This is a genomic window from Methylobacterium sp. Leaf361 (assembly GCF_001424445.1).
In the GTDB taxonomy this organism is placed as follows: Bacteria; Pseudomonadota; Alphaproteobacteria; order Rhizobiales; family Beijerinckiaceae; genus Methylobacterium.
Genome location: NZ_LMPY01000009.1, coordinates 108,011 through 128,711 on the forward strand (window position 1 = coordinate 108,011; position 20,701 = coordinate 128,711).

The window sequence follows — 20,701 nt, forward strand, 5'->3', positions numbered from 1 at the left end:
GCCCGGGACCCTGTACCGAGATCCGGCACCGAGGCCCGGCACGAGGAGAGGATGGACCGACCATGCGCAGGATGCAGTCGTCGCGGTGGGCCGGCGCCTTCCTGGCTGCCGGCCTGGTCGTCGCGTTCGCCCCGCCGGCGCGGGCCGACGCCGCCCTGGTCCTGCGGGAGACCCGGCTGCACACGCCGCCGGACTCGCACGAGCCGCAGCGGGCGATGGTCAACCTGCGCAACACCGGCCCGGACCTCGCGACGAACGTGACCGTGCTCTGCACCTTCACGGGGGCCGGCGGGACGGTGCTCGACACGCAGCAGGCCTCGGTGCCGGAGGTCGTGAGCCTCGCCGACGTGCAGGCCGAGACGATCTACTACGGCTGGCCCCGCGCGAGCAGCGCCACCTGCCGCCTCGCCGAGCCGTAGCCGGCGGCCCCGTCGCCCGGGCGGGCGCGCCCGCCGATTCCGCCGCCGCCGGGCCGGCCGACGCAGCCTTAGCGGTTTCCGCGCGTTATGGTCCCGGTCCCGTGGCGTCCCAGGTCCGTTTCCGGCAGAAGGCGCCCACGCCCCGCCCCTCTGTCGCAGCGCCAGCCCCGTGCCCGTATCCCCCGCCCTCCCGATTTTGGCGATCCGCCCCGACCGCCCCGCGCGGCCGGCGGGGGAGTCCATCGCGACGCACGGGCGCTGAGCGTGGACGAGACGGGGACCGAGGCGCTCCTGCGGCGCGCCCGCGCGCTGGAGGCGGAGGCCGCCGGGCTCCGGGCGCGGGCGGCCGCCACCGGCGCTGAGGCGGACGCCCCGACGCTCCCGCAGCCCCCCGCCGACCTGTCCGGGGCCGGACTCGCCCTCCGGGAGGCCGAGGCGCGCCTGCTGCGGGCGCAGGAGGCGGGCGGGATCGGCCTGTTCACCGTGGGGGTCGCGGACGGGCTCCTGCACCCGACCCCGCAATTCTGCCGGCTCTACGGCCTGCCGGAGCGCGACACCTACCCGGCCGAGCTGGTCGAGGCGCTGATCCTGCCGGAGGACCGGGCCCTCGTCTCGACGGCGGCGAGCCGGCGCCGCGGCGACGCCCCGCGGGACGTCGCCTACCGGATCCGGCGACCGGATACCGGCGAGATCCGCTGGATCGCCCGGCAGGGGGAGATCGAGCGCGACGCCGCGGGGCGGCCGGTGCGGTTCTCCGGGGTCGCGCGCGACATCACCGAGCAGCGCGAGGCCCGCGACGCCCTGCGCACCGGCGAGGAGCGCTACCGGACGCTGTTCGAGGCCATCGACGACGGCTTCTGCATCATCGAGTTCTTCGACGGCCCGCACGGCCCGCTCAGCGACTACGTCCACGTCGAGGCCAATCCCGGCTACGAGCGCCACACCGGCATCGCCGGCATCGTCGGGCGGACGCTGCGCGGCCTCGTGTCGGCCGAGGACGCGGAGGCCTGGCTCGAGCTCTACGGCGGCGTGCTCCGCACCGGTGTCCCGATCCGGTTCGAGCGCTTCTTCGCCCAGGCCGACCGCTTCATCGACGTCTCGGCGGCCCGGATCGGGCCGGCGAGCCGGCGCCAGGTCTCGGTGCTGTTCCGGGACATCACCGCGCGCCGGCAGGCGGAGGACGCCCTGCGCGCCAGCGAGGCGCTCGCCCGGACCAACATCGAGCGCGTGCAGCTCGCCCTCGCGGCCGGCGCCATCATCGGCACATGGCACTGGGACCTGCCGAGCGACCGGTTCACGGTCGACGAGGGCTTCGCCCGCAGCTTCGGCCTCGACCCGGCGCTGGGCCGGGACGGCATCCCGCTCGCCCAGATCGTCGCGACCGTGCATCCGGACGACCAGCCCGGGCTGGCCGCGGCCATCAACGCGGCCGTCGCCCGGGGCGGCGCCTACGCGCACCAGTACCGGGTCCGCCGGGCGGACGGGCGCTACTACTGGCTGGAGGCCAACGGCCGCGTCGACCACGCGCCCGACGGCACGCCCCTGAGCTTCCCCGGGGTCCTGATCGACGTGGACGAGCGCCGCGCCGTCGAGGCCGAGCGGGATCGCGTCGCCGCGGCGCTGCGCAGCCTCAACGAGACCCTGGAGCAGCGGGTCGCCGAGCGGACGGCCGAGCTGATGCGCGCCGAGGAGGCGCTGCGCCAGTCGCAGAAGATGGAGGCGGTCGGCCAGCTCACCGGCGGCCTCGCCCACGACTTCAACAACATGCTGGCCGGGATCGTCGGCTCGCTGGAGCTGATGCAGACCCGGATGCTGCAGGGGCGGGTCGGCGACCTGGACCGCTACATCGGCGCGGCGCAGGGCGCGGCCAAGCGCGCCGCCGCCCTGACCCACCGCCTGCTGGCCTTCTCGCGCCGCCAGACCCTCGACCCGAAGCCGACGGACGCGAACCGCCTGGTCGAGGGCATGATGGAGCTCGTGCGCCGCACGGTCGGCCCCGCGGTGGCGATCGAGTCGGTCGGGGCCGGCGGCCTGTGGCCGACGCTGGTCGATCCGAGCCAGCTCGAGAACGCGCTGCTCAACCTGTGCATCAACGCCCGGGACGCGATGCCGGCGGGCGGGCGCATCGTCATCGAGACCGCCAACCGCTGGCTCGACCACCGGGCCGCCCAGGAGCGCGAGCTGGAGCCGGGGCAGTACGTGACGCTCTGCGTCTCGGACAACGGCACCGGCATGACCCCCGACGTGGTCGCCAAGGCCTTCGACCCGTTCTTCACCACCAAGCCGATCGGCGAGGGCACGGGCCTCGGCCTGTCGATGATCTACGGCTTCGCCAAGCAGTCCGGCGGGCAGGTCCGGATCTACTCGGAAGTGGGCCAGGGCACGATGGTCTGCCTGTACCTGCCCCGCCATCTCGGCGAGGCGGAGGCCGAGGTGAGCCTGCCCGACCTCGCCCACGCGCCCCGCGCCGAGCAGGGCGAGACGGTCCTGGTGGTGGACGACGAGCCGACCGTGCGGATGCTGGTGACCGAGGTGCTCGAAGACCTCGGCTACGCGGCGATCGAGGCGGCGGACGGTGCCTCGGGCCTGAAGGTGCTCCAGTCGGACGTGCGCGTCGACATGCTCATCACCGATGTCGGCCTGCCCGGGGGCATGAACGGCCGCCAGATGGCCGATGCCGGCCGCCAGCACCGCCCGGACCTGAAGGTCCTGTTCATCACCGGCTACGCCGAGAACGCCGCCCTCAACCACGGCCATCTCGGCCCCGGCATGCAGGTGATGACGAAGCCCTTCGCCCTGGAGGCGCTCGCGACCCGCATCCGCGGCATCATCGGCGGCGAGGGCTGAGGCCCAGAGGCCCGGGCGGGCGGTTCGCCTCCGGCACACGGCGTCGCAGGCCCGCGCGGAACGGGTTCTCCGGCCCGGGCGTCATTGCCATACCGCGGCGGTGCGCCCATGAGGGCGTCCTCGCGGGCACCATCGCGGGCGTCCTCGGCACGGGGCCCGGCGGGCGGGCGGGCCCGGGAGCGGACCGGCAGGGCCGCGCCGAACGGAGGCGACAGGGAAGCTACCGTGGACACGCAGACCATCCCGGCCGAACTCACGACCTTCTTCGAGAAATCCCACATCGCCCTGGCGCTGGCCGCGGCGGGCGACGACAACGTCCTGCTCCTGGTGAACGAGCGGTTCCACCAGCTCACCGGCTACACGGGCGCGGAGGTCGTCGGGCGCAATTGCCGCCTCCTCCAGCGCGACGCCGACAACCGGGAGGCGCGGGCCAAGATCCACGCCTTCCTGGAGAACGACCGTCAGGACACGGTGCGCACGCCGATCGTGAATTTCCGCAAGGACGGGAAGCCCTTCGTCAACCTGCTGTACATGTCCAAACTGAAGGCGCTCTCGGGCGAGGTGCGCTACCTTTTCGCATCCCAATTCGATGTCAGCCGCTCGCAACCCGAGTTGCTTTCCGCCTACGATACCGAACTCGGTCGGACCCTGTCGCGGCTGACCCCGACGCTTGCGGAGAGTGGGCTCGTCATCGAGGGCTCGCTGATGACGATCGCCAACACGGTCGCCACGGTCGCGCAGGCCAAGCTCACGCTCGCGGATCTCGATGCACCAGGATTTCCTTAACGCCCCCGGAGGCGAGGCCTCGGAGGTCCTGGACGGCGCCGGGACGGTGACGGCGCCGCCCTTCGCCGGGCCGGTCGTGGGAATCGGTGCCTCGGCGGGCGGGCTCGAGGCCCTGCGGGAGATGCTGGCGCGCGCCCGGCCGCCGACCGGCATGGCCTTCGTCATCGTCCAGCACCTCGACCCCAACCACGAGAGCATGCTGGCGCAGCTCCTCGACCGGCAGACGGAGCTGGAGGTGCTCCAGTGCGAGGGCGGGGAGCGGATCGCGGGCGACAAGGTCTACATCATCCCGCCCGGCCGGGGCCTCGTCATCCAGAACGGCGTCCTCGAACTCACCCACTTCGTCCAGCCGCGGGGCCTGCGCCGGCCGATCGACGACTTCTTCCTGTCGCTCGCGGTCGACCAGCAGGCCAAAGCCGCCTGCGTGATCCTGTCGGGCACGGGGGCCGACGGCACGACCGGCCTGCGGGCGATCAAGGAGCACGGCGGCGTCTGCGTGGTGCAGCAGCCCGACACCGCCCGCTACGACGGCATGCCGCTCTCGGCGGTCGGGACCAGCCTCGTCGACTTCGTGCGGCCGCCGGGCGAGATCGTCGACTGCCTCACCACCTTCTTCCGCCGCCGCGGCACCGACGCCGTCGACGCCGAGTCCCGCCTCGTCGCCGACCACATCGACGACCTCTGCCGGGTCATCCGCGCGGCGGTGGGCCACGACTTCGCCGGCTACAAGCGGACCACCCTGGTCCGGCGGGTCGAGCGGCGCATGCACGTCCTCGGGCTCGAGTCCGGCCGGGCCTATCTCGGCCGCGTCCGGGCCGACAAGACCGAGTGCGAGGCGCTGTTCCGCGACCTCCTGATCAACGTCACCCGCTTCTTCCGCGACGCCGAGATGTTCGAGCTCCTCCGGGAGCGGGTGGTGGAGCCCCTGCTGCGCACCCGCGACCCCGAGGAGGACATCCGGGTCTGGATCCCGGGCTGCTCCAGCGGCGAGGAGGCCTACAGCATCGCCATGCTGTTCGCCGACGCCGCCCGCCGCCTCGGGCTGCCGCCGGCGGTCCAGATCTTCGCCACCGACATCGACGAGCGCATGCTCCAGATCGCCCGGGAGGCGACCTACCCGGCCGCCGCGCTCGCCGACATCCCGGCCCATCTGCGGGAGCGCTACGTCGTCCTCCACGCCGAGCGCTTCACCGTCGCGGCCGAGATCCGCGACCTGATCCGCTTCTCCAGCCACAGCCTGGTCAAGGACCCGCCCTTCTCGCGGGTCGACCTCCTGTCCTGCCGCAACCTGCTGATCTACTTCGACGAGCGCCTCCAGCAATCGGTGGTGCCGCTGTTCCACTACGCGGTCCGGCCGGGGGGCTACCTGTTCCTCGGCCCCTCGGAGAGCGTCAGCCGCTTCGAGCACCTGTTCCCGGTCATCGACCAGCACGCCCGCCTGTTCGAGCGGCCGCCGGGCGCGCCGCAATACCCGATCGACCTGCCGGGGAGCGCCCGCCGGGGCGAGGCCCGGCGCGGCGGGCGCGAGGAGCGGCGCGGCGAGCCCTCGATCGCCGACGAGACCGTGGCGGTGCGCCGCGTCATGGAGCGCTACGCCCCGCCCAGCATGGTGCTCAACGAGGACGGCGGCATCATCGCCGCCTACGGGCGCCTGAGCCGCTACTTCGACTTCCCGGTGACCCGGACCGGCGGCACCAGCGCCATCACCCTGGCGCGCCCGGGCCTGCGCGACGTCATCGGCCCGCTGCTCCGCCAGACCCGCGACGCGCGCAAGCGCGTGGTCGTCCGCGACGTGGAGATCCGCTCGGAATACGGCGTCCAGCCGGTGGAGCTGATCTGCGATCCCCTGCCCGACGGCTCGATGCTCCTGGTCCTGCGCGACACCGGCGCCTTCCGGGCGGCGGACGACCTCGACCTGATCGAGATGGATGCCGGCGGCGACCACGTCGAGGCGCTGGAAGAGGAGCTGCTGCGCACGCGCTACAAGCTGCGCTCGGCGGTCGAGGAGCTGGAGACGACGAACGAGGAGCTGAAGAGCTCCAACGAAGAGATGATGTCGATGAACGAGGAGCTCCAGTCGACGAACGAGGAGCTGTCCACGGTCAACGACGAGCTGAAGACCAAGGTCGAGCAGCTCACCGTCGCCAACGCCGACCTGCGCAACTTCTTCGAATCCACCGACCTCGCCGTCGTGGTGCTCGACCGCGAGCTGAGGGTGCGCAGCTTCACCACGGCGGCCACCGCGATCTTCCCGCTGCAGCCCGGCGATCGCGGCCGCCCCCTCGCCGACGTGTCGAGCCGGCTCGCCGGGCACGAGTACCTGCACGACGCCCAGGAGGTCTGCGCCGGCGGCTCGGTGATCCAGCGGCGAGTCGCCACCCGGGACGGGGAGCGCACGCTCTCGCTGCGGGTGCTGCCCTACCGGCTGCAGAACGGCGGCGTCGACGGCGCCACCCTGGTGCTCACCGACATCACCGAGGCGCTGTCGCTGGAGCGCCAGCTCGCCGCGGAGCGCGAGCGGCTGGAACTGGCCGTGAAGGCCGGGGGCATCGGCGTCTGGGAGTACAGCCCCGATGCCGGGACCGTCGTGGTCGACAGCACGGCCGGCACGATGTTCGGCCTCGCTCCCGACACCCCGCACCCCACCGCGGCCCTGGCGGCCAGCGTGCTGCCCGAGGACCGTCCCGGCTTCGAGGCGGCGCTGGCCCAGGCGGCGCACGGCCTGGACGAGTTCGAGGCGCGCATCCGCGTGCGCGCCGCCGACCACGCGCCGCGGCACATCCGGAGCTACGGGCGGCTGACCCGGAGCGGCGACCGGAAGCGGATCGTCGGCGTCTGCATCGACGTGTCGCCCGAATACGCGCTCGCCGAGACCCGCGACCTGATGCTGCGGGAGATGAACCACCGGGTGAAGAACCTGTTCGCGATCATCGGCGGCATGATCTCGGCGGGCGCCCGCACGCACCGGGAGATCGGCGTCTTCGCCACCGACATGCGCGACCGCATCTCGGCCCTCGGGCGGGCGCATTCCCTGGCCGATCCCTCCGACGGCCAGGGCATGAGCGACCTCGCGGGCCTGATCGGCGCGACCCTGCGCCCGTACCGCGACCACGTCCCCACGGTGATCGAGGGTCCCCTCGTGGCGATCAACTGGCGGCACGTGTCGTCGCTGGCGATGATCCTGCACGAGTGGGCGACGAACTCGGTGAAGTACGGCGCGCTCGGGTCCGACGACGGCGCGCTGTCCGTCACCTGGGAGCGGCAGGAGGCGGGGCTCGTCCTGGACTGGTGCGAGCGGATGGCCCGTGTCCCGGAGCCGAGGCCCGGACGAGGTTTCGGGACGATGCTGGTGGAGATGTCCCTGCGCCAGCTCGAAGCGAGCGTGACGCGCAGCCACGACGCCGCCGAGTACCGGATCACGCTGCATCTGCCCGAGGCGGCACTCCTGCGGGGCTGACGCGCGCTCAGGGATATCCGTGCGTCGGCCGTCCTTGCGAGCGCAGCGAAGCAATCCAGTCGGCGCCACGCTTGCCGATGCTGCGCGACCCTGGATTGCTTCGCTGCGCTCGCAAAGACGGCGAGGTCTCCCGATCCTTCACTGCGGGTTCGGGAGGAGTCACGATGCCGGAGGGCGCCGGACGAACCGGCGCCCCGCCCCCCTCAGTCGATGACTTCGACGATGCGGTGGCCGCGATCGACCAGGACGGGCTGGTCGTTCACGATGGTGTAGCGGTAGCCCGGACGCACCCGGTACTCGGTGGGCACGTCGTAGTAGGTGACGCTGTCCTCCGGCAGCACGGTGCCGACCCGGACCGGGCCGCCCCAGCTGTAGGAGCGCGCGCCGCGCTCGCGGACGTAGCTGCGGAACCGCGGGCGGTCGTCGACGCCCAGGATGCCGCCGACCGTGCCGGTCGCCGCGCCGACCGCGCCGCCGACGATGCCGCCGACCGGGCCGGCCGCATCGGCGCCGACCGCCGCACCCTCGGCCGCGCCCCGCAGGGTGCCCTGCGCCTGGGCGGCCGCCGGGAGGGCGAGGAGGCCGGCCGTCGCCAGCGACAGAAGAAGCTTGTTGGTCATGCTGAGATCTCCAGGGTCGTCAGGGCGCGGCTGTCCGCCCAGGATCAGTTGCAGCCTTCCTTGTGGACGGTCTTGGAGTTGCCCATGCCGTCCTCCTTGTGGACGGTCTTCGAACCGCAATCGACGCTGCCGGTGGTGACCTCGCGCTTCTCGACGACGGTGTCGCGGTGGTCGACGACGGCGGGCCCGTCGCGGCGGATGACGGTGGTCTCCTCGGCGCTCGCCGCACCGCACAGGGCCGCGAACAGGGCGCCCGAGAGAATGATGTTGCGCATTGGTAGCCTCCTGACTTCAATCGAAGCCAGCAACGGCAGCGGCGGAAAAAGGGTTCCACGCGCATTGATCGGTAGATCACGCGGATATTCGCGATGCGGCACGGTATTGGTTGTGTACAATCGACCGCCCCGGTCCCGCACAGCTTCGCGGGACCGGGGCGGCGCTTCAGCCGGCCAGGGGCGGCATCCGGGACCACCAGTCGTGCGCCCACTCGTACTGGTGGGCGACGCGCAGGATCTCGGCCTCGGCGAAGGGCCGGGCGGCGATCTGGAGGCTGATCGGCAGGCCGCGCCGGTCGAAGCCGCAGGGCAGCGCGATGGCGGGCAGGCCCGCGAGGTTGAACGGGTAGGTCAGGCGCCAGGAGGCCGCCAGCACGCTCTCCGCGCGCCCGCCGAGCGTCACCGCGGACTCGTCCGTCCGCCACGCGGTCAGCGGCGAGGCCGGGCCGACGATCACGTCGGCCTCGGCCAGGACGGCGGCCATCTCGTCCATGATCAGGGCCCGCCCCTGCTCGGCCCGCAGGTAGTCCGGCCCGGTCACGAGCCGGCCCATCTCCACGAGGTCGCGGACGTCGGCGGCGAAGCCCGCCACGTGGCCCCGGGCGAGGCTGCGGTCGTGGTAGGCGGTCGAGGAGGCGAGCTCGATGGCGTAGATGGCGCCGAGGCCGTGGCGCAGGGACGGCACCGCGACGTCGCGCACCGCGCAGCCCCGGTCTTCGAGGAAGCGGAGCGCCGCCTCGACGGCGGCGGCGACGTCGTCGTCGATTGCGTCGAAGAAGTGGTTGCGGATCACCGCGACCCGCAGGCCCCGGATCGGCCGGTCGAGCCCGGCCGTGTAGTCGGGGACCGGGGCCGCGCTGGCCGCGGGATCGCCGGGATCCGGGCCGGCGAGCGCCTGCAGCATCAGGGCGGAATCGGCCACCGTCAGGGTCAGCGGGCCGGCATGGTCGAGGGACCAGGAATGCGGCACGATCCCCGACCGGCCGACCCGGCCGTAGGTCGGCTTGAGGCCGACGATCCCGCACAGGGCGGCCGGGATCCGGATCGAGCCGCCCGTGTCCGAGCCGAGGGCGGCCGGGCAGAGGCGGGCCGCGACCGCCGCGCCCGAGCCGCCGCTGGAGCCGCCGGGCACCCGGTCGGGGTCCCAGGGGTTGCGGGTCGGCGGCGTGACCATGCCCCAGGCGAATTCGTGCATCCGCGTCTTGCCGAGGATCACCGCGCCGGCCGCCCGCAGCCGCGCCACGGCGTGGCTGTCGGCCGCCGGGAAGGTCAGGGCCTCCACCGCCGTGCCGGCCCGGGTCGGCATGTCGGCGGTGGTGTAGTTGTCCTTGACGGCGATCGGGATGCCGTGGAGCGGGCCGCGCGGCCCCGTCCGGGCGATCTCGGCATCGGCCGCGCGCGCGGCGTCGAGGGCCGCGGGCGCGAGGTGGACGACGCTGTTCAGGGCGCCGTCGAGGCGCGCGATCCGGTCGAGGCTGGCGCCGACGAGCTCGGCGCTCGACAGCTCCCGCGCCGCGATCCGCCGCGCGAGCTCGGTGATCGGGGCTTGCCAGAGGGGGTCAGTCGCGGCGGTCGTCATGGGGCACCCGGCGGTAGGGGAGCGTCGGATCGAACACGACCGGCGGGTGGATGTCCGCGAGGTCGAGGTCGCGGAGCCGCGCGATCTCGGCGAGCACCGGCGCGAACTGGGCCAGCAGGTGCGCGACCCGCCGGGGCTCCTGGCGCAGGCCGACGACGTCGCGCAGCAGGTCGGGGGCTGCATCCCCGGCGGCGCCCGGCCGCTCGACGGGGGGCCTGAGCAGCATCGCCACGACGTCGTCCGGCAGGGCGCCGGCCGGGCCGTCCTTCCGCGGCATGCCGGCCACGAACGGCACGAGCTGACGGCGGGCGACCAGGAGAATGCGGCGCAGCTCGGCCACGGGCTCGGCGTGCTCGTCGACCCGCAGGTCGAGGTGCGGGTAATCCTCGCCGGCGACGATCTTGAGCGCCGCCGACTGCTTGCCGCGCCGGTCGCCGCCGGCCGCGTCGCCGGCCTCCAGGGCGCGCATCAGCCGCTCGTCGAGATCCTGGGCGGCGCTCCCCTCGAAGGCCTCCGCCATGGCGTCGACCACGCCCGGCCCGGCGAGCATGTTGCCCTGCGCGGCGTAGCCGGCCCCGGTGCGGTGACCGGCCGCCGGCGTGCAGCCGGCGCCGGTCCAGGCGGCGGCCCGCCCCTGCCCGTCGACGAGGCCGAGCTGGCGCAGGTCCGGCCGGTCGTCGGTGGCGAGGGCCGCCGCCAGCGCGGCGTCGGGATCCTGGCCGCCGGCGAGCCCGTCGAGGATGCGGGCGGCGAGGTAGGGGTTCACCCAGGACTGGGTGGTGACGGCCCCGATCCCGGCCCTGAGGAACGGGCACAGCCCGCCCACCGCCGGGACGGCGCTCGCCACCGCGACGCCGAGCTGGCCGGTTCGCGGGCAGCGGGCGGCGATCGAGAAGGTGTTGAGTTCTCTCATGCGCTTACGGCCTCCTCCTCCCTGCTCCCGATCCACCGCCGTCTTTGCGAGCGCAGCGAAGCAATCCAGCAGCGCCCCCTCCGGGAGCGTGGCGCGATCCTGGGTCGCTTCGCTGCGCTCGCGATGACGGTGGTGGATCCGGGCAGACCTCACACCGCCAGATGATCGATTACGCGTGCCCGCGCGTCCGGCGCCTGGGCGGCCCCGCTGTCGACGATCTCGCCGAGCTTGAGGACGGCGTAGCGGTCGGCGAGCGCCAGCGCGAAGGCGACGTGCTGCTCCACCACCAGCATGGACACGCCCGCGGCCCGCTCGGCCTGGAGCACGCCGCGCAGGCGCTCGACCATGGACGGCTGCACGCCCTCGGAGATCTCGTCGATCAGCAGGAGGCGCGGGCGCAGCATCAGGGCGCGCCCGAGGATCAGCATCTTCTGCTCGCCCCCGGAGAGGGTGCCGGCCCGCTGGGCCAGCCGGTCCTTCAGAAATGGGAAATGGCCGAACAGCCGCTCGAGCGCCTCCGGCAGCATCCGGTCGGAGGGCACCGCGAGGCGCAGGTTGTCGCGGATCGACAGGTCCTGGAACAGGGGCTGCTCCTGCGGCGCGTAACCGACGCCGAGCGCGTTGAGCTTGGCCGGCGTGAGGCCGGCGAGCGCCTGGCCCCCGACCGTGATGGCGCCGCCGCGCAGGGCCACCATCCCCAAGACGGTCTTGAGCAGCGTGGTCTTGCCCATGCCGTTCTTGCCGAGCAGCGCCACGATCTCCCCCGGCCCGACCGACAGGGACACGTCCTTGACGATGGCGACGGCGCCGTAGCCGCTCGACACCCGGTCGAGGGCGAGGGCGGCCCCCGCCGGCGCGATCTGCCGTGCTGCCCGCTGTACTGCCTCACCCATGGGCGCCTCCCGAGTAGATGGTCCGGACCAGTTCGGAGCCCACGACGTCCTCGACCGTGCCGTCCAGGACCAGCCGGCCCTGGTGCAGCACCACGATCCGGGACGAGATCTCGCGCACGAAGTCGAGGTCGTGCTCGACCAGCACGGCGGCGATCCGGCCCTCGGCGGTGAGCGCCTTGAGGACGGTCCCGATGGTGGTGCGCTCGGCCTTGGTCAGGCCGGCGGTGGGCTCGTCGAGCAGGATCAGTCGCGGCTCCAGCGCCACCACCATGGCGAGTTCCAGCGCCTGCTTCTGGCCGTGGGACAGGAGGCGCGTCGGCTGCGTCAGCTGGCGGTCGAGGCCGGTCATGCGCAGGACGTCGAGAGCCGGCTGCGGCAGGCCCAGCGTCTCGGCCCGCCCGACCGGGCTCAGGCCGTCGTGGGACGCCCGGGCGAGGCGGAGGCAGTCGGCCACCGACAGGCTCTCGAACACGCTCGCCACCTGGAACTTGCGCCCGACGCCGAGGCCGACGATCCGGTTCGGCGTCAGCCCGGTGATCGGCGTACCGCCGACGGCGATCGCGCCCTTGAACGGCTCGGTGCCGTCGCTGAGGCAGCGCATCAGCGTGGTCTTGCCGGCGCCGTTGGGCCCGACGAGGCTGACGAGCTCGCCCGCCCGGATCTCGAGGTCGATGCCCTCCAGCACCGTCAGGGCGCCGTAGGCCTTGGCGAGGTTCTCGACCTTGAGGATCGGGGTCCCGGTCGCCTCGGTCCCGGTCACCTCCGGCCCGGCCGCCTCGGTCCCGGCCGCCCGCGCGACGAGGCGCGGCGGCGCCGGCTGCCGCCGGCCCACCGGCAGCGCCCGCCAGAGGCGGCCGACGAGGTCGGCGAGGCCGCCCGGCAGCAGGATGATGATGACCACGAAGGCTGAGCCCAGGAGGAGCTGCCAGAGGAACGGCAGGTCGCCCGAGAGATTCGCCGCGAGGTAGTCGATCGCGACGGTGCCGAGCACCGGGCCGAGCAGCGTGCCGCGACCGCCGAGCGCCACCCAGATGACCAGCTCGGTGCCGAACAGGAAGCCGGCATTCTCGGGCGCGACCACGCCCGAGGCGTTGGCGAACAGGAAGCCCGCGAGCCCCGCCACCGCGGCGAGGGTCGCGGTCAGCCGGATCTGCAGGCGCCGCGGGTTGAGGCCGAGATAGGCGCAGCGCGCCTCGTTGTCCCGGAGCGCCACGAGGGCGCGGCCGGCATCGGCCCGGACCAGGATCCAGGCCGCCAGCGTGACGGCGATCAGGAACAGGGCCGCGAGGCGGAAATAGCCCTCGGTCTCGAAGGGCAGCACGTCGAAGCCGACGAGGCCGCTGCTGGAGCCGGTCCATTCCCCGCCCGCGTAGATGAGCTGCACGACGACGATCGGGACGACGAGCGAGATCACCGAGGCGTAGAGCGGGGTCGAGCGGTGGTAGAAGGACAGCCAGCCGACCGCGAGGCCGAGCAGGGCCGGCGCGACGAGCGCCGCCGCGATGGCCGCGGCGATCCCGAGCGGCGTCGCCCCGTAGGCGGCGAGGATCATCGCGGTGGCGTAGGCGCCGATGCCGAAGAACGCCGCCTGGCCGAAGGTCAGGATCCCCGCGAAGCCCCAGAGCAGGTCCACCGTGACGGCCAGCACCGCGTAGATCATCGAGCGGGTCAGGACGTTGACCGCGAAGGTGTCGAGGACGAGCGGCGCGATCCAGAGGGCCAGCGCCGCCAGGCCCGCGACCACGAAGGGCGCGGCGCGGGACAGGCGGCGTCCGCGGGGCGCCGCGGCGGCGCGCTCGGTGGCGGGCTCGGTGGCGGGCTCGGTGGCGGGCAGGGTCTCAAGCACGGGAGAAACCTTTCGGGCTGATCCGCAGCACGAGGGCGGCGAGCACCGCGACGGCGATGCTGCCCAGGATCGGGCTCACGAAGGTGCTGATCAGGACCTGCGCGGCCCCGAAGACCAGGCAGGCCACCGCGAGCGCCAGGTACGAGGCGTCGGCGACCATCACCAGCATGAAGGCGCCGATCAGCCAGGAGACGCCCATGTTCGGATCGACGCTGGTGAGCGGCGTCAGCAGGACGCCGGCGAGGCCGGCGAAGCCGGCGCCGAGCATGAACACGACGAGGCGCACCCGGCCCGTGTCGATGCCGAGGCTGCGCGCCAGGGTCTCGTTCATGATCACCGCGCGGGCCGAGAGGCCGAGCCGGGTCCGCTCGATGGTGAGCGCGAACAGCGTGCCGATCGCCAGCGCGATGCCGAGCGCCACGAGGCGGTAGGCGGAGTAGTCGACGCCGAGGAACGCGACGGTGCCGGCGTAGAGGTTCGGGGTGAGCTGGACGTCCCGGCCGAAGGCCAGGGTGATGAGCTGCCCGACCACGATGCCGAGCCCCCAGGTGGCGAGGATCGCGTCCAGCGGCCGCCGGTAGAGCGGGCGGATGATGAAGTGCTCGGCCAGTCCGCCGAGCGCCGCGCCGACCGCGAAGGCCAGCGGCAGGGCCAGCCACGGGTTGAGCCCGAGCCTGGCGGTCACCACCGCGCAGTAGGCGCCGACCGTCAGCCACGCCCCGTGGGCGAAGTTGATGATCTTGAGCACGCCGAAGATCGCCAGGAGGCCGATCGCGACGATGAACAGGATCGCCGCCGTGGTCAGGATGTCGAGGGTGAGCAGCATCGGGGTTTCCGGGTGCGCGTGTCGTCGCGGGCTGAGGGAGGGATTTGGCGGGTGACGACGGTCCCCTCCCCCTCTGCGGGCTTGCCGAGTCACGTATCGACCACGGCACCGCGGCTTCCGGACCGGGCGCGGGTCCCCTCTCCCGTGCGGGAGAGGGACAGGGGTGAGGGGTGTGACCTCTCCGGAGAAGTCTCGTCCAAGACAGCGCGACGACGGCGCGCTCGATCCTGGAGCGTCTAATCCCTCAACCCAACCCTCTCCCGCACGGGAGAGGGGGCACGTGGCGCTCCGTCATCGACGTCGGCGCGAGACGGGTGGATATCGTCGCCCGCCCGGGCGAGGCCTCGTGCCCCGCCCCTCACTGCAGCTTCGGGCACTGCTCGCCGGGATCGACGTCCTTGAAGGTGCCGGCGACCTTCACGGTGCCGTCCTTCTGGATCTGGCCGAGATACATGGTCAGCGGCGCGTGGTGCTGCTTGCTCATGGTGATCGTGCCCCGCGGCCCGGTGAAGCTCACGCTCGGCAGCGCCTCCAGCACCTTGGCGGTCTCGGTCCCGCCCGCCTTCTCGACGGCGGCCTTGTAGAGGTAGATCGCCTCGTATTCCGGCACCGAGAGGTCGTTGGGCGTGCGCAGCTCCGCGCCGAACTTCTTCTGCATCGCCGCCAGGAACGCCTTGTTCTCCGGGCTGTCGATCCCGGTGACGTAGGAGGCCGAGAGGTAGACGCCCTCGGCGTCGGCGCCCATGCTCTTGGCGGTGCCCTCGTCCAGCGCGAGGTTCGCGAAGGGCAGCGACACGCCCGCGCCGCGCAGCTGCTTGGTCAGCGTCACGTTCGGCGCGCCGCCCGCGGTCGAGGTGATCAGCGCGTCGGGCTTGGCCTCCTTCAGCTTGGAGATGATCGCCGTCCAGTCGCTGCCGTCCATCGGCAGGTACTCCTCGCCGACCACCTTGCCACCGGTCTTCTCGACGTAGCTCTTGGCGAAGCCCAGCATGCCGCGGCCGAAGGCGTAGTCGCTGCCGATCAGGAAGTAGGTCTTGGCGCCCTTCGCCTTGAAGGCGTCCACCACCGGCGGCACCTGCTGCTCCGGCACCCAGGCGTCCACGAACATGTTCTTGTTGCAGGAATGGCCCTCGTAGAACGAGGTGTAGATGTACGGCACCTTCCCCTTGGTGACGGCGGGCAGGCCGGCGTTGCGGGCCGCGCTCGTCTCCATCGAGATCAGGACGTCGACCTTCTTCTGGTAGATCAGGCTGTCGAAGGCCTTCTGGGCGCCGGCCGCCCCCGAGGCGTCGTCGGCCACCTCCAGGACGAGCTTGCGGCCGAGCACGCCGCCCTTGGCGTTGATCTCCTCCACGGCGAGCTCGGCCGACTGCACCACCGAGGGGGCGACGACGCTGTTGGCGCCCGACAGGCCGATCGGGATGCCGATGACGATCGGCTTGCCGTCGGCGGCCTGCGCGGCCGTGGCGGCGGCGAGGGCGAGCGCCGCGGCGCCGACGAGGGACCATTTCACCATGAACGAACTCCTTGGATGACGACGGTGCGAAGCGGGCTCAGCCGTAGATGTCGGCGCGGCGGTCGCGCAGGAGCGAGTTGAACGCGTTGAGGTCCTTGCGCCCGGCCGCGTCGAGGTCGACCAGCGCCGAGACGGTCTCGGTGCGGTCGCGGCTCGCCGGGCCGGCGAGCGGCCAGCCCTTGGGGCCGATGATCAGGCTCTGCCCCTCGAAGGGCTGGCCGCGCTCGATTCCGACCCGGTCGGCGCAGGCGATGAAGATCCCGTTCGAGTGCGCGGCGGCCCGGTGCAGGGTGTTGGCCATGGCGGCCTCACCGTCGGGCTGGTCGGGCATCGGCACCCAGTTGGTCGGGATGCAGACGATCTCGGCGCCGGCGAGCGCCAGTTGCCGGAAGGTCTCGGGGAACCAGCCGTCGTAGCAGATGGCGACGCCGACCTTCCCGAGCGCGGTGTCGAAGACCGGGAAGCCGAGATCGCCCCTGGCGAAGAACACGTTCTCCTGGTCCCAGAGATGCGCCTTGCGGTAGGTGCCGATGTAGCCCTCCGGCCCGACGATCACGGCGGCGTTGTAGAGGGTCTCGCCAGCGGATTCGGCGATGCCCGCCACGATGTGCACGCCAAGTTCCGCGGCGAGCGCCGCCCAGGCGCGAGTGGTCGGGCCGTCCGGCACCGGCTCGGCCAGCGCGGCGGCCTCCGCGGCGGATTCGAACACGTAGCCGGTGCTCGCGAGTTCCGGCAGCACGATCAGCCGGCCGCCCTCGGCGGCGGCCGCGCGGACCAGGTCCGACGCGCGCACCATGTTCGCGTCAACCGCGCCGAATTCCGGCTCGAACTGGATGCACGACACCCGTATCGGCGGGCGCGCGGGATCGTTCGCCTGGACCATGAGAGCTCCGAAACGCAAAAAGCCCCTGGGCGCGGAGACAGATCATCCGCGAACCAGAGGCTTCAAAGCCATGATGTCGTGCAGCACTGCTGCTGCGGGGCAACCTTGCCCGGTTAGACTACGATACGCACCCCGAAACAGACCGCAAGACCATAAATGCGGCAGGCTGCTGCGATCAAGTCTTTTCCGCCAACGCGATGCGCAGGCCGAGTCCGCTCATCGCCTCGTGGGCGGAGACCACGCTCTCGGCCACGCTCGCCATCGGCACGCGGGCGGCGGTGGCCCGGTCCCGGAGCATCTTGTAGGCGGCGTCCTCGTCGATCCGGTTCAGGTCCACGAGCAGCCGGACCGCCTTCTCGACGGTGCGGCGGCCCTTCATGGTCTCCTCCAGGCGGTTGATCTTGCTGGTGAGCCGGCCCTCGTAACCGCGCCGGTAGCGGGCCAGGGCGAACTGGGTCAGCACGCCCCGCGGGTGGAGCGGCTTGTTGAGCACGCCGTGGGCGTTGACGTCGGCGATCGCCTTCAGGGAGGTCGGGCTCTCGTAGGCCACGATGGCGATGACCGCCGGCTCGATCGCCTCGATCGACGGCAGCAGGTGCATCACCTGGGCGTCGTCGAGCTGGATGAACAGCGTGTCGATGTCGGCCGGCAGGGCGGCGGGCGGCGGCCACGCCAGGGAGACCGCGCAGCCGAGGCGGCGGAGCTGCTCCAGCAAAGCGGCGGCCTCCTCGTCCCGGGGATGGATGACGAGGGCGCGGGCGCGCCGCAGGTCGTCCAGGATCTTGCGGGCGGGGGCGGTCACGCGGCGAGCCCCTCCTCCAGCCAGTTCGTCTCGAACCGGGACCACGCGAGGTACGGGTCGGGCCGCACCGGCCGCCGCGCCCGCCAGACGACGTCGAACTGCCCGTCCGCGCGGGCGACCCCGATGCCGGGGGTGAGCCAGATGTGGCGCGTCTCGCCGTCGAAGGCGAGTTCGCCCTCCGGCGCCGCGAGGCGCTGCCGCAGGGCCGCCGCGCCGAGGCGCTCGGCGTCGAGGGTGCCGGCCTCCGCGAGCGCCCGGGCGAAGAGGTGGACCTGCGCGTAGGCGGTCTCCGACCACATGCTGGTGGGGCGCTCAGGCCCGAACCGGGCCTGGAAGGCGGCGACGAAGCGCCGGTTCTCCTCGCCGGGCAGCGCGCCGAAATACGGCGCCGCGAGGACGTGGCCGGTGCAGTGCTCGGGGCCGATCGCGCGGATCTGGCCCTCCGCCAGGGTGAGGCTGGCGATCGGGCAGCGGGCGCGGTCGATGCCGGACGCGGCGTAGGCGCGGTAGAGCCGCTCGGCGCCGCGCCCGACCACCGTGGAGAAGACCGCGTCCGGGGCGGCGTCGCGGATCGCCGCGATCATGGCGGCGTGGGCCGCGTCGTCCGCGTCGAGGGCCGCGTACAGCTCGCCCACGATGGTCCCGCCCTTCGCCTCGATCAGGTCGCGCATGACCCGGTTCGATTCCCGCGGGTAGATGTAGTCGGAGCCGATCAGGAAGATCCGCGGCCCGTGCTCCTGCATCAGGTAGTCGGCCAGTGCGAAGACGTTCTGGTTGAGGGTCGCGCCGGTGTAGATGATGTTCTCCGAGTACTCGAAGCCCTCGTAGATCGACGGGTACCAGAGCAGGCCGTTGTGCCGCTCCACGGTGGACATGACCGACTTCCGGCTCGCCGAGAGCGAGCAGCCGAACACCACCTCGACCCCGTCCTCGGCGAGCATCCGCCGGGCCAGGGTGCGGTAGGCGTCGTTGTCGCCGGCGGGGTCGTAGCAGACGGGCTCGATCGGGCGCCCGAGCACGCCGCCGGCCCGGTTGATCTCCTCGATCGCCAGGGCGGTGCCGAGGAAGTGCTCGGTCTCGGTGATGCCGCTCACCCCGCTGCGGGAGAACAGGACGCCGACCCGCCACGTCGCTTCATCCTTGGCCGCCATGGTCCCCCCGGGCTCGCCGCAGGCACCCGGAGGGCTGCGCGCCCCGCTGTCCTAGCCGAGGGAGGACCCGCCGCGAAAGCCGTTCCGCGCGCCGTCGTCCGGGGGCGCCGGGGGCGGACCCGGGACGGAGCGGCTCCGGGGCGGCCCTAGCGCCGCTGCGCCCGGGCCAGGCGCGAGACCAGGATCCCGAGCCCGATCGCCGCGCCGGTCAGCGCGAGCTTCGCCGCCAGCCCGGACCGGTTGTGGGCCAGCTCGGCCCGGGCGCCCATCTCGGCCGGGACGTTGGGGACGCGGCCCCGCGCGAGGTCGTCGACCACGCCCTCGACCACGTTCACCCGGTCGGCGGCCATCAGCATCAGCCAGTGCGCCCACTGGGACTCGCTGTAGCGGAACGCCTGCCGGCGGATGACGCCGCTCACGCCGCGCGGCGGGGTCGACGTGCCGACGACCGCCGGCCGGGCGTTGTACTCGATCGAGGTGAGGATCTCGACGCGCGCCCGCTGCTGCGGCGGCCGCGTCCAGTTCATGCCCCGGCTGTCGTCGCGCGCGATGTCGCGCATCGGGTAGGTCGGATCGTTCTGCGGATCCGCGTCGACGCCCCAGCCCGGGACCGTCGACGGATCGATCGGACGGTTTCTCATCGCCCCCTCCTCACGCGCGTGCCGTCGGGGGGACCAGGACCGGCTTGATGCAGCCGTCGAGCTTGGCCGAGAAGAGGTGGTAGGCATCCGCGGCCTCCTCGAGGGGCACCTTGTGGGTGATCAGTTCCTTGGGGTTCAGGCGGCCCGCCTCGATATGGGCGATCAGCTTCGGCAGCAGGCGCTTCACCGAGGCCTGGTTGGCCCGGATGGTGATGCCCTTGTTCAGGACGTTGCCGATCGGGATCAGGTTGCCGGTCGGCCCGTAGACCCCGACGATCGAGACGATCCCGCCCTTCTTGACCGCGTTGATCGCCCAGTGGAGCGCCACCGCCGAGCCGCCCTCGAGCTTCAGCTTGGTCCCCATCAGGGTATGCAGGGCGCTCCCCGCCGCGTCGCCGCCGACCGCGTCGATGCAGACGTCGGCCCCGAGGGAATCGGTGGTCTTCTTCAGGAAGACCACGGGATCCCCGATCGAGCGGAAATTGTAGACCTCGGCGGGACAGTACCGCCGCGCGAAGTCGAGCCGGTACTCGACGTGGTCGATGACGATCACGCGGCCGGCCCCGAACAGCCACGCGCAGCGCGCCGCCATGATGCCGACCGGTCCGGCGCCGAAGACCACGACGGTGTCGCCGCGCTGGATCCCGCCCATCTCGGCCGCCTGATAGCCGGTCGGCACGACGTCGGTGAGCAGCACCGCGTCGTCGAGGTCCATCGTCTCGGGGATCTTGCAGGGGCCGACATCGGCGTAGGGCACCCGGACGTACTCGGCCTGGCCGCCGTCGTAGCCGCCGGCGGTGTGCGAGTATCCGTAGATGCCGCCGACCGCGGTCGCCTGTGCGTTCGCCTCGTGGCAGTTCCCGAACAGCCCCTGCTTGCAGAAGTGGCAGCGGCCGCAGGCGATGTTGAACGGGACCAGCACGTGGTCGCCGACGGCGAGATTGCGCACGCCGGAGCCGACCTCCTCAACAACGCCCGTGAATTCGTGGCCGAACGTCGTGCCGACGCGCGTATCCGGCACCATTCCATGGTACAGGTGAAGATCAGATCCGCAGACGCAGGTTCGCGTAACCCGTATGACCGCATCCTCAACATGCTCGCACACGGGGATCGGCTTGCGATCGACGCGCACGCGGTACGGCCCGCGGTAGTTCATCGCCAGCATGCTGGGGCTCCCTCGTCCACGACCGGGGAACCGCAGGCGGATGCCCAAGTTCCCGGCGGCCGCGGCGGGGCGCGAGGTGACG

17 protein-coding genes are annotated in these 20,701 nt (G+C 72.6%); 4 read left to right on the plus strand and 13 right to left on the minus strand.

The window, feature by feature from the left end:
* Positions 1 to 62: 62 nt before the first annotated feature.
* The 4 genes from ASG32_RS08470 (at position 63) to ASG32_RS08485 (ending at position 7,509) form a co-directional block, all read left to right on the plus strand.
* Positions 63 to 419 carry a hypothetical protein gene (locus ASG32_RS08470; RefSeq protein ID WP_026605381.1) on the plus strand — a complete coding sequence of 119 codons (357 nt, stop codon included), beginning with the start codon at positions 63 to 65 and terminating at the stop codon, positions 417 to 419.
* Between the two features lie 264 nt (positions 420 to 683).
* The gene (locus ASG32_RS08475) at positions 684 to 3,266 is read left to right on the plus strand and encodes a PAS domain-containing protein (protein WP_056524532.1); all 2,583 of its coding nucleotides are present in this window, start codon (positions 684 to 686) and stop codon (positions 3,264 to 3,266) included.
* A gap of 225 nt (positions 3,267 to 3,491) precedes the next feature.
* A complete protein-coding gene (locus ASG32_RS08480) occupies positions 3,492 to 4,052 on the plus strand; it encodes a PAS domain-containing protein (protein ID WP_056524535.1) in 561 nt (186 codons plus the stop codon).
* A complete protein-coding gene (locus ASG32_RS08485; protein ID WP_056524538.1) occupies positions 4,033 to 7,509 on the plus strand; it encodes a CheR family methyltransferase in 3,477 nt (1,158 codons plus the stop codon). Before ASG32_RS08480 ends, ASG32_RS08485 begins: the two co-directional genes overlap by 20 nt.
* A 203-nt stretch (positions 7,510 to 7,712) precedes the next feature.
* On the opposite strand, the gene ASG32_RS08490 is transcribed toward ASG32_RS08485, so the two are convergent.
* The 13 genes from ASG32_RS08490 to ASG32_RS08550 all read right to left on the minus strand — a co-directional run bounded on the left by ASG32_RS08490 (position 7,713) and on the right by ASG32_RS08550 (position 20,619).
* A complete protein-coding gene (locus ASG32_RS08490; protein ID WP_020096054.1) occupies positions 7,713 to 8,129 on the minus strand; it encodes a DUF1236 domain-containing protein in 417 nt (138 codons plus the stop codon).
* 44 nt (positions 8,130 to 8,173) lie between these two features.
* Entirely contained in the window at positions 8,174 to 8,404 is a 231-nt protein-coding gene (locus ASG32_RS08495; protein ID WP_056524541.1) for a hypothetical protein, read from the minus strand.
* 166 nt (positions 8,405 to 8,570) lie between these two features.
* Positions 8,571 to 9,983, minus strand: a complete 1,413-nt coding sequence (locus ASG32_RS08500; RefSeq protein ID WP_056524544.1) for an amidase — start codon at positions 9,981 to 9,983, stop codon at positions 8,571 to 8,573.
* Complete coding sequence (locus ASG32_RS08505; protein ID WP_056524547.1) at positions 9,964 to 10,896, minus strand: DUF1028 domain-containing protein; 933 nt, start codon at positions 10,894 to 10,896, stop codon at positions 9,964 to 9,966. Before ASG32_RS08505 ends, ASG32_RS08500 begins: the two co-directional genes overlap by 20 nt.
* 149 nt (positions 10,897 to 11,045) lie before the next feature.
* Positions 11,046 to 11,789 (minus strand): ABC transporter ATP-binding protein, encoded by a 744-nt coding sequence (locus ASG32_RS08510; protein WP_082557792.1) that lies wholly within the window; start codon positions 11,787 to 11,789, stop codon positions 11,046 to 11,048.
* On the minus strand, positions 11,782 to 13,533 hold the full coding sequence (locus ASG32_RS08515; protein ID WP_280141558.1) for an ATP-binding cassette domain-containing protein: 1,752 nt from the start codon (positions 13,531 to 13,533) through the stop codon (positions 11,782 to 11,784). The genes ASG32_RS08510 and ASG32_RS08515 overlap by 8 nt, the downstream gene beginning before the upstream one ends.
* Before the next feature lie 94 nt (positions 13,534 to 13,627).
* The gene (locus ASG32_RS08520) at positions 13,628 to 14,461 is read right to left on the minus strand and encodes a branched-chain amino acid ABC transporter permease (protein ID WP_056524550.1); all 834 of its coding nucleotides are present in this window, start codon (positions 14,459 to 14,461) and stop codon (positions 13,628 to 13,630) included.
* Positions 14,462 to 14,819: 358 nt separating this feature from the next.
* On the minus strand, positions 14,820 to 15,977 hold the full coding sequence (locus tag ASG32_RS08525) for a substrate-binding protein (RefSeq protein WP_056524553.1): 1,158 nt from the start codon (positions 15,975 to 15,977) through the stop codon (positions 14,820 to 14,822).
* 37 nt (positions 15,978 to 16,014) lie between these two features.
* Positions 16,015 to 16,860 carry a nitrilase family protein gene (locus tag ASG32_RS08530; RefSeq protein ID WP_056524556.1) on the minus strand — a complete coding sequence of 282 codons (846 nt, stop codon included), beginning with the start codon at positions 16,858 to 16,860 and terminating at the stop codon, positions 16,015 to 16,017.
* 175 nt (positions 16,861 to 17,035) lie between these two features.
* On the minus strand, positions 17,036 to 17,662 hold the full coding sequence (locus ASG32_RS08535) for an ANTAR domain-containing protein (RefSeq protein ID WP_020096063.1): 627 nt from the start codon (positions 17,660 to 17,662) through the stop codon (positions 17,036 to 17,038).
* Positions 17,659 to 18,813 (minus strand): transporter substrate-binding domain-containing protein, encoded by a 1,155-nt coding sequence (locus ASG32_RS08540; RefSeq protein ID WP_020096064.1) that lies wholly within the window; start codon positions 18,811 to 18,813, stop codon positions 17,659 to 17,661. Before ASG32_RS08540 ends, ASG32_RS08535 begins: the two co-directional genes overlap by 4 nt.
* Before the next feature lie 146 nt (positions 18,814 to 18,959).
* Positions 18,960 to 19,454 carry a hypothetical protein gene (locus tag ASG32_RS08545; RefSeq protein WP_056524559.1) on the minus strand — a complete coding sequence of 165 codons (495 nt, stop codon included), beginning with the start codon at positions 19,452 to 19,454 and terminating at the stop codon, positions 18,960 to 18,962.
* 10 nt (positions 19,455 to 19,464) lie between these two features.
* Positions 19,465 to 20,619: a zinc-dependent alcohol dehydrogenase gene (locus ASG32_RS08550; RefSeq protein WP_026605383.1), complete on the minus strand. Its 1,155-nt coding sequence runs from the start codon at positions 20,617 to 20,619 to the stop codon at positions 19,465 to 19,467.
* Positions 20,620 to 20,701: the final 82 nt, after the last annotated feature.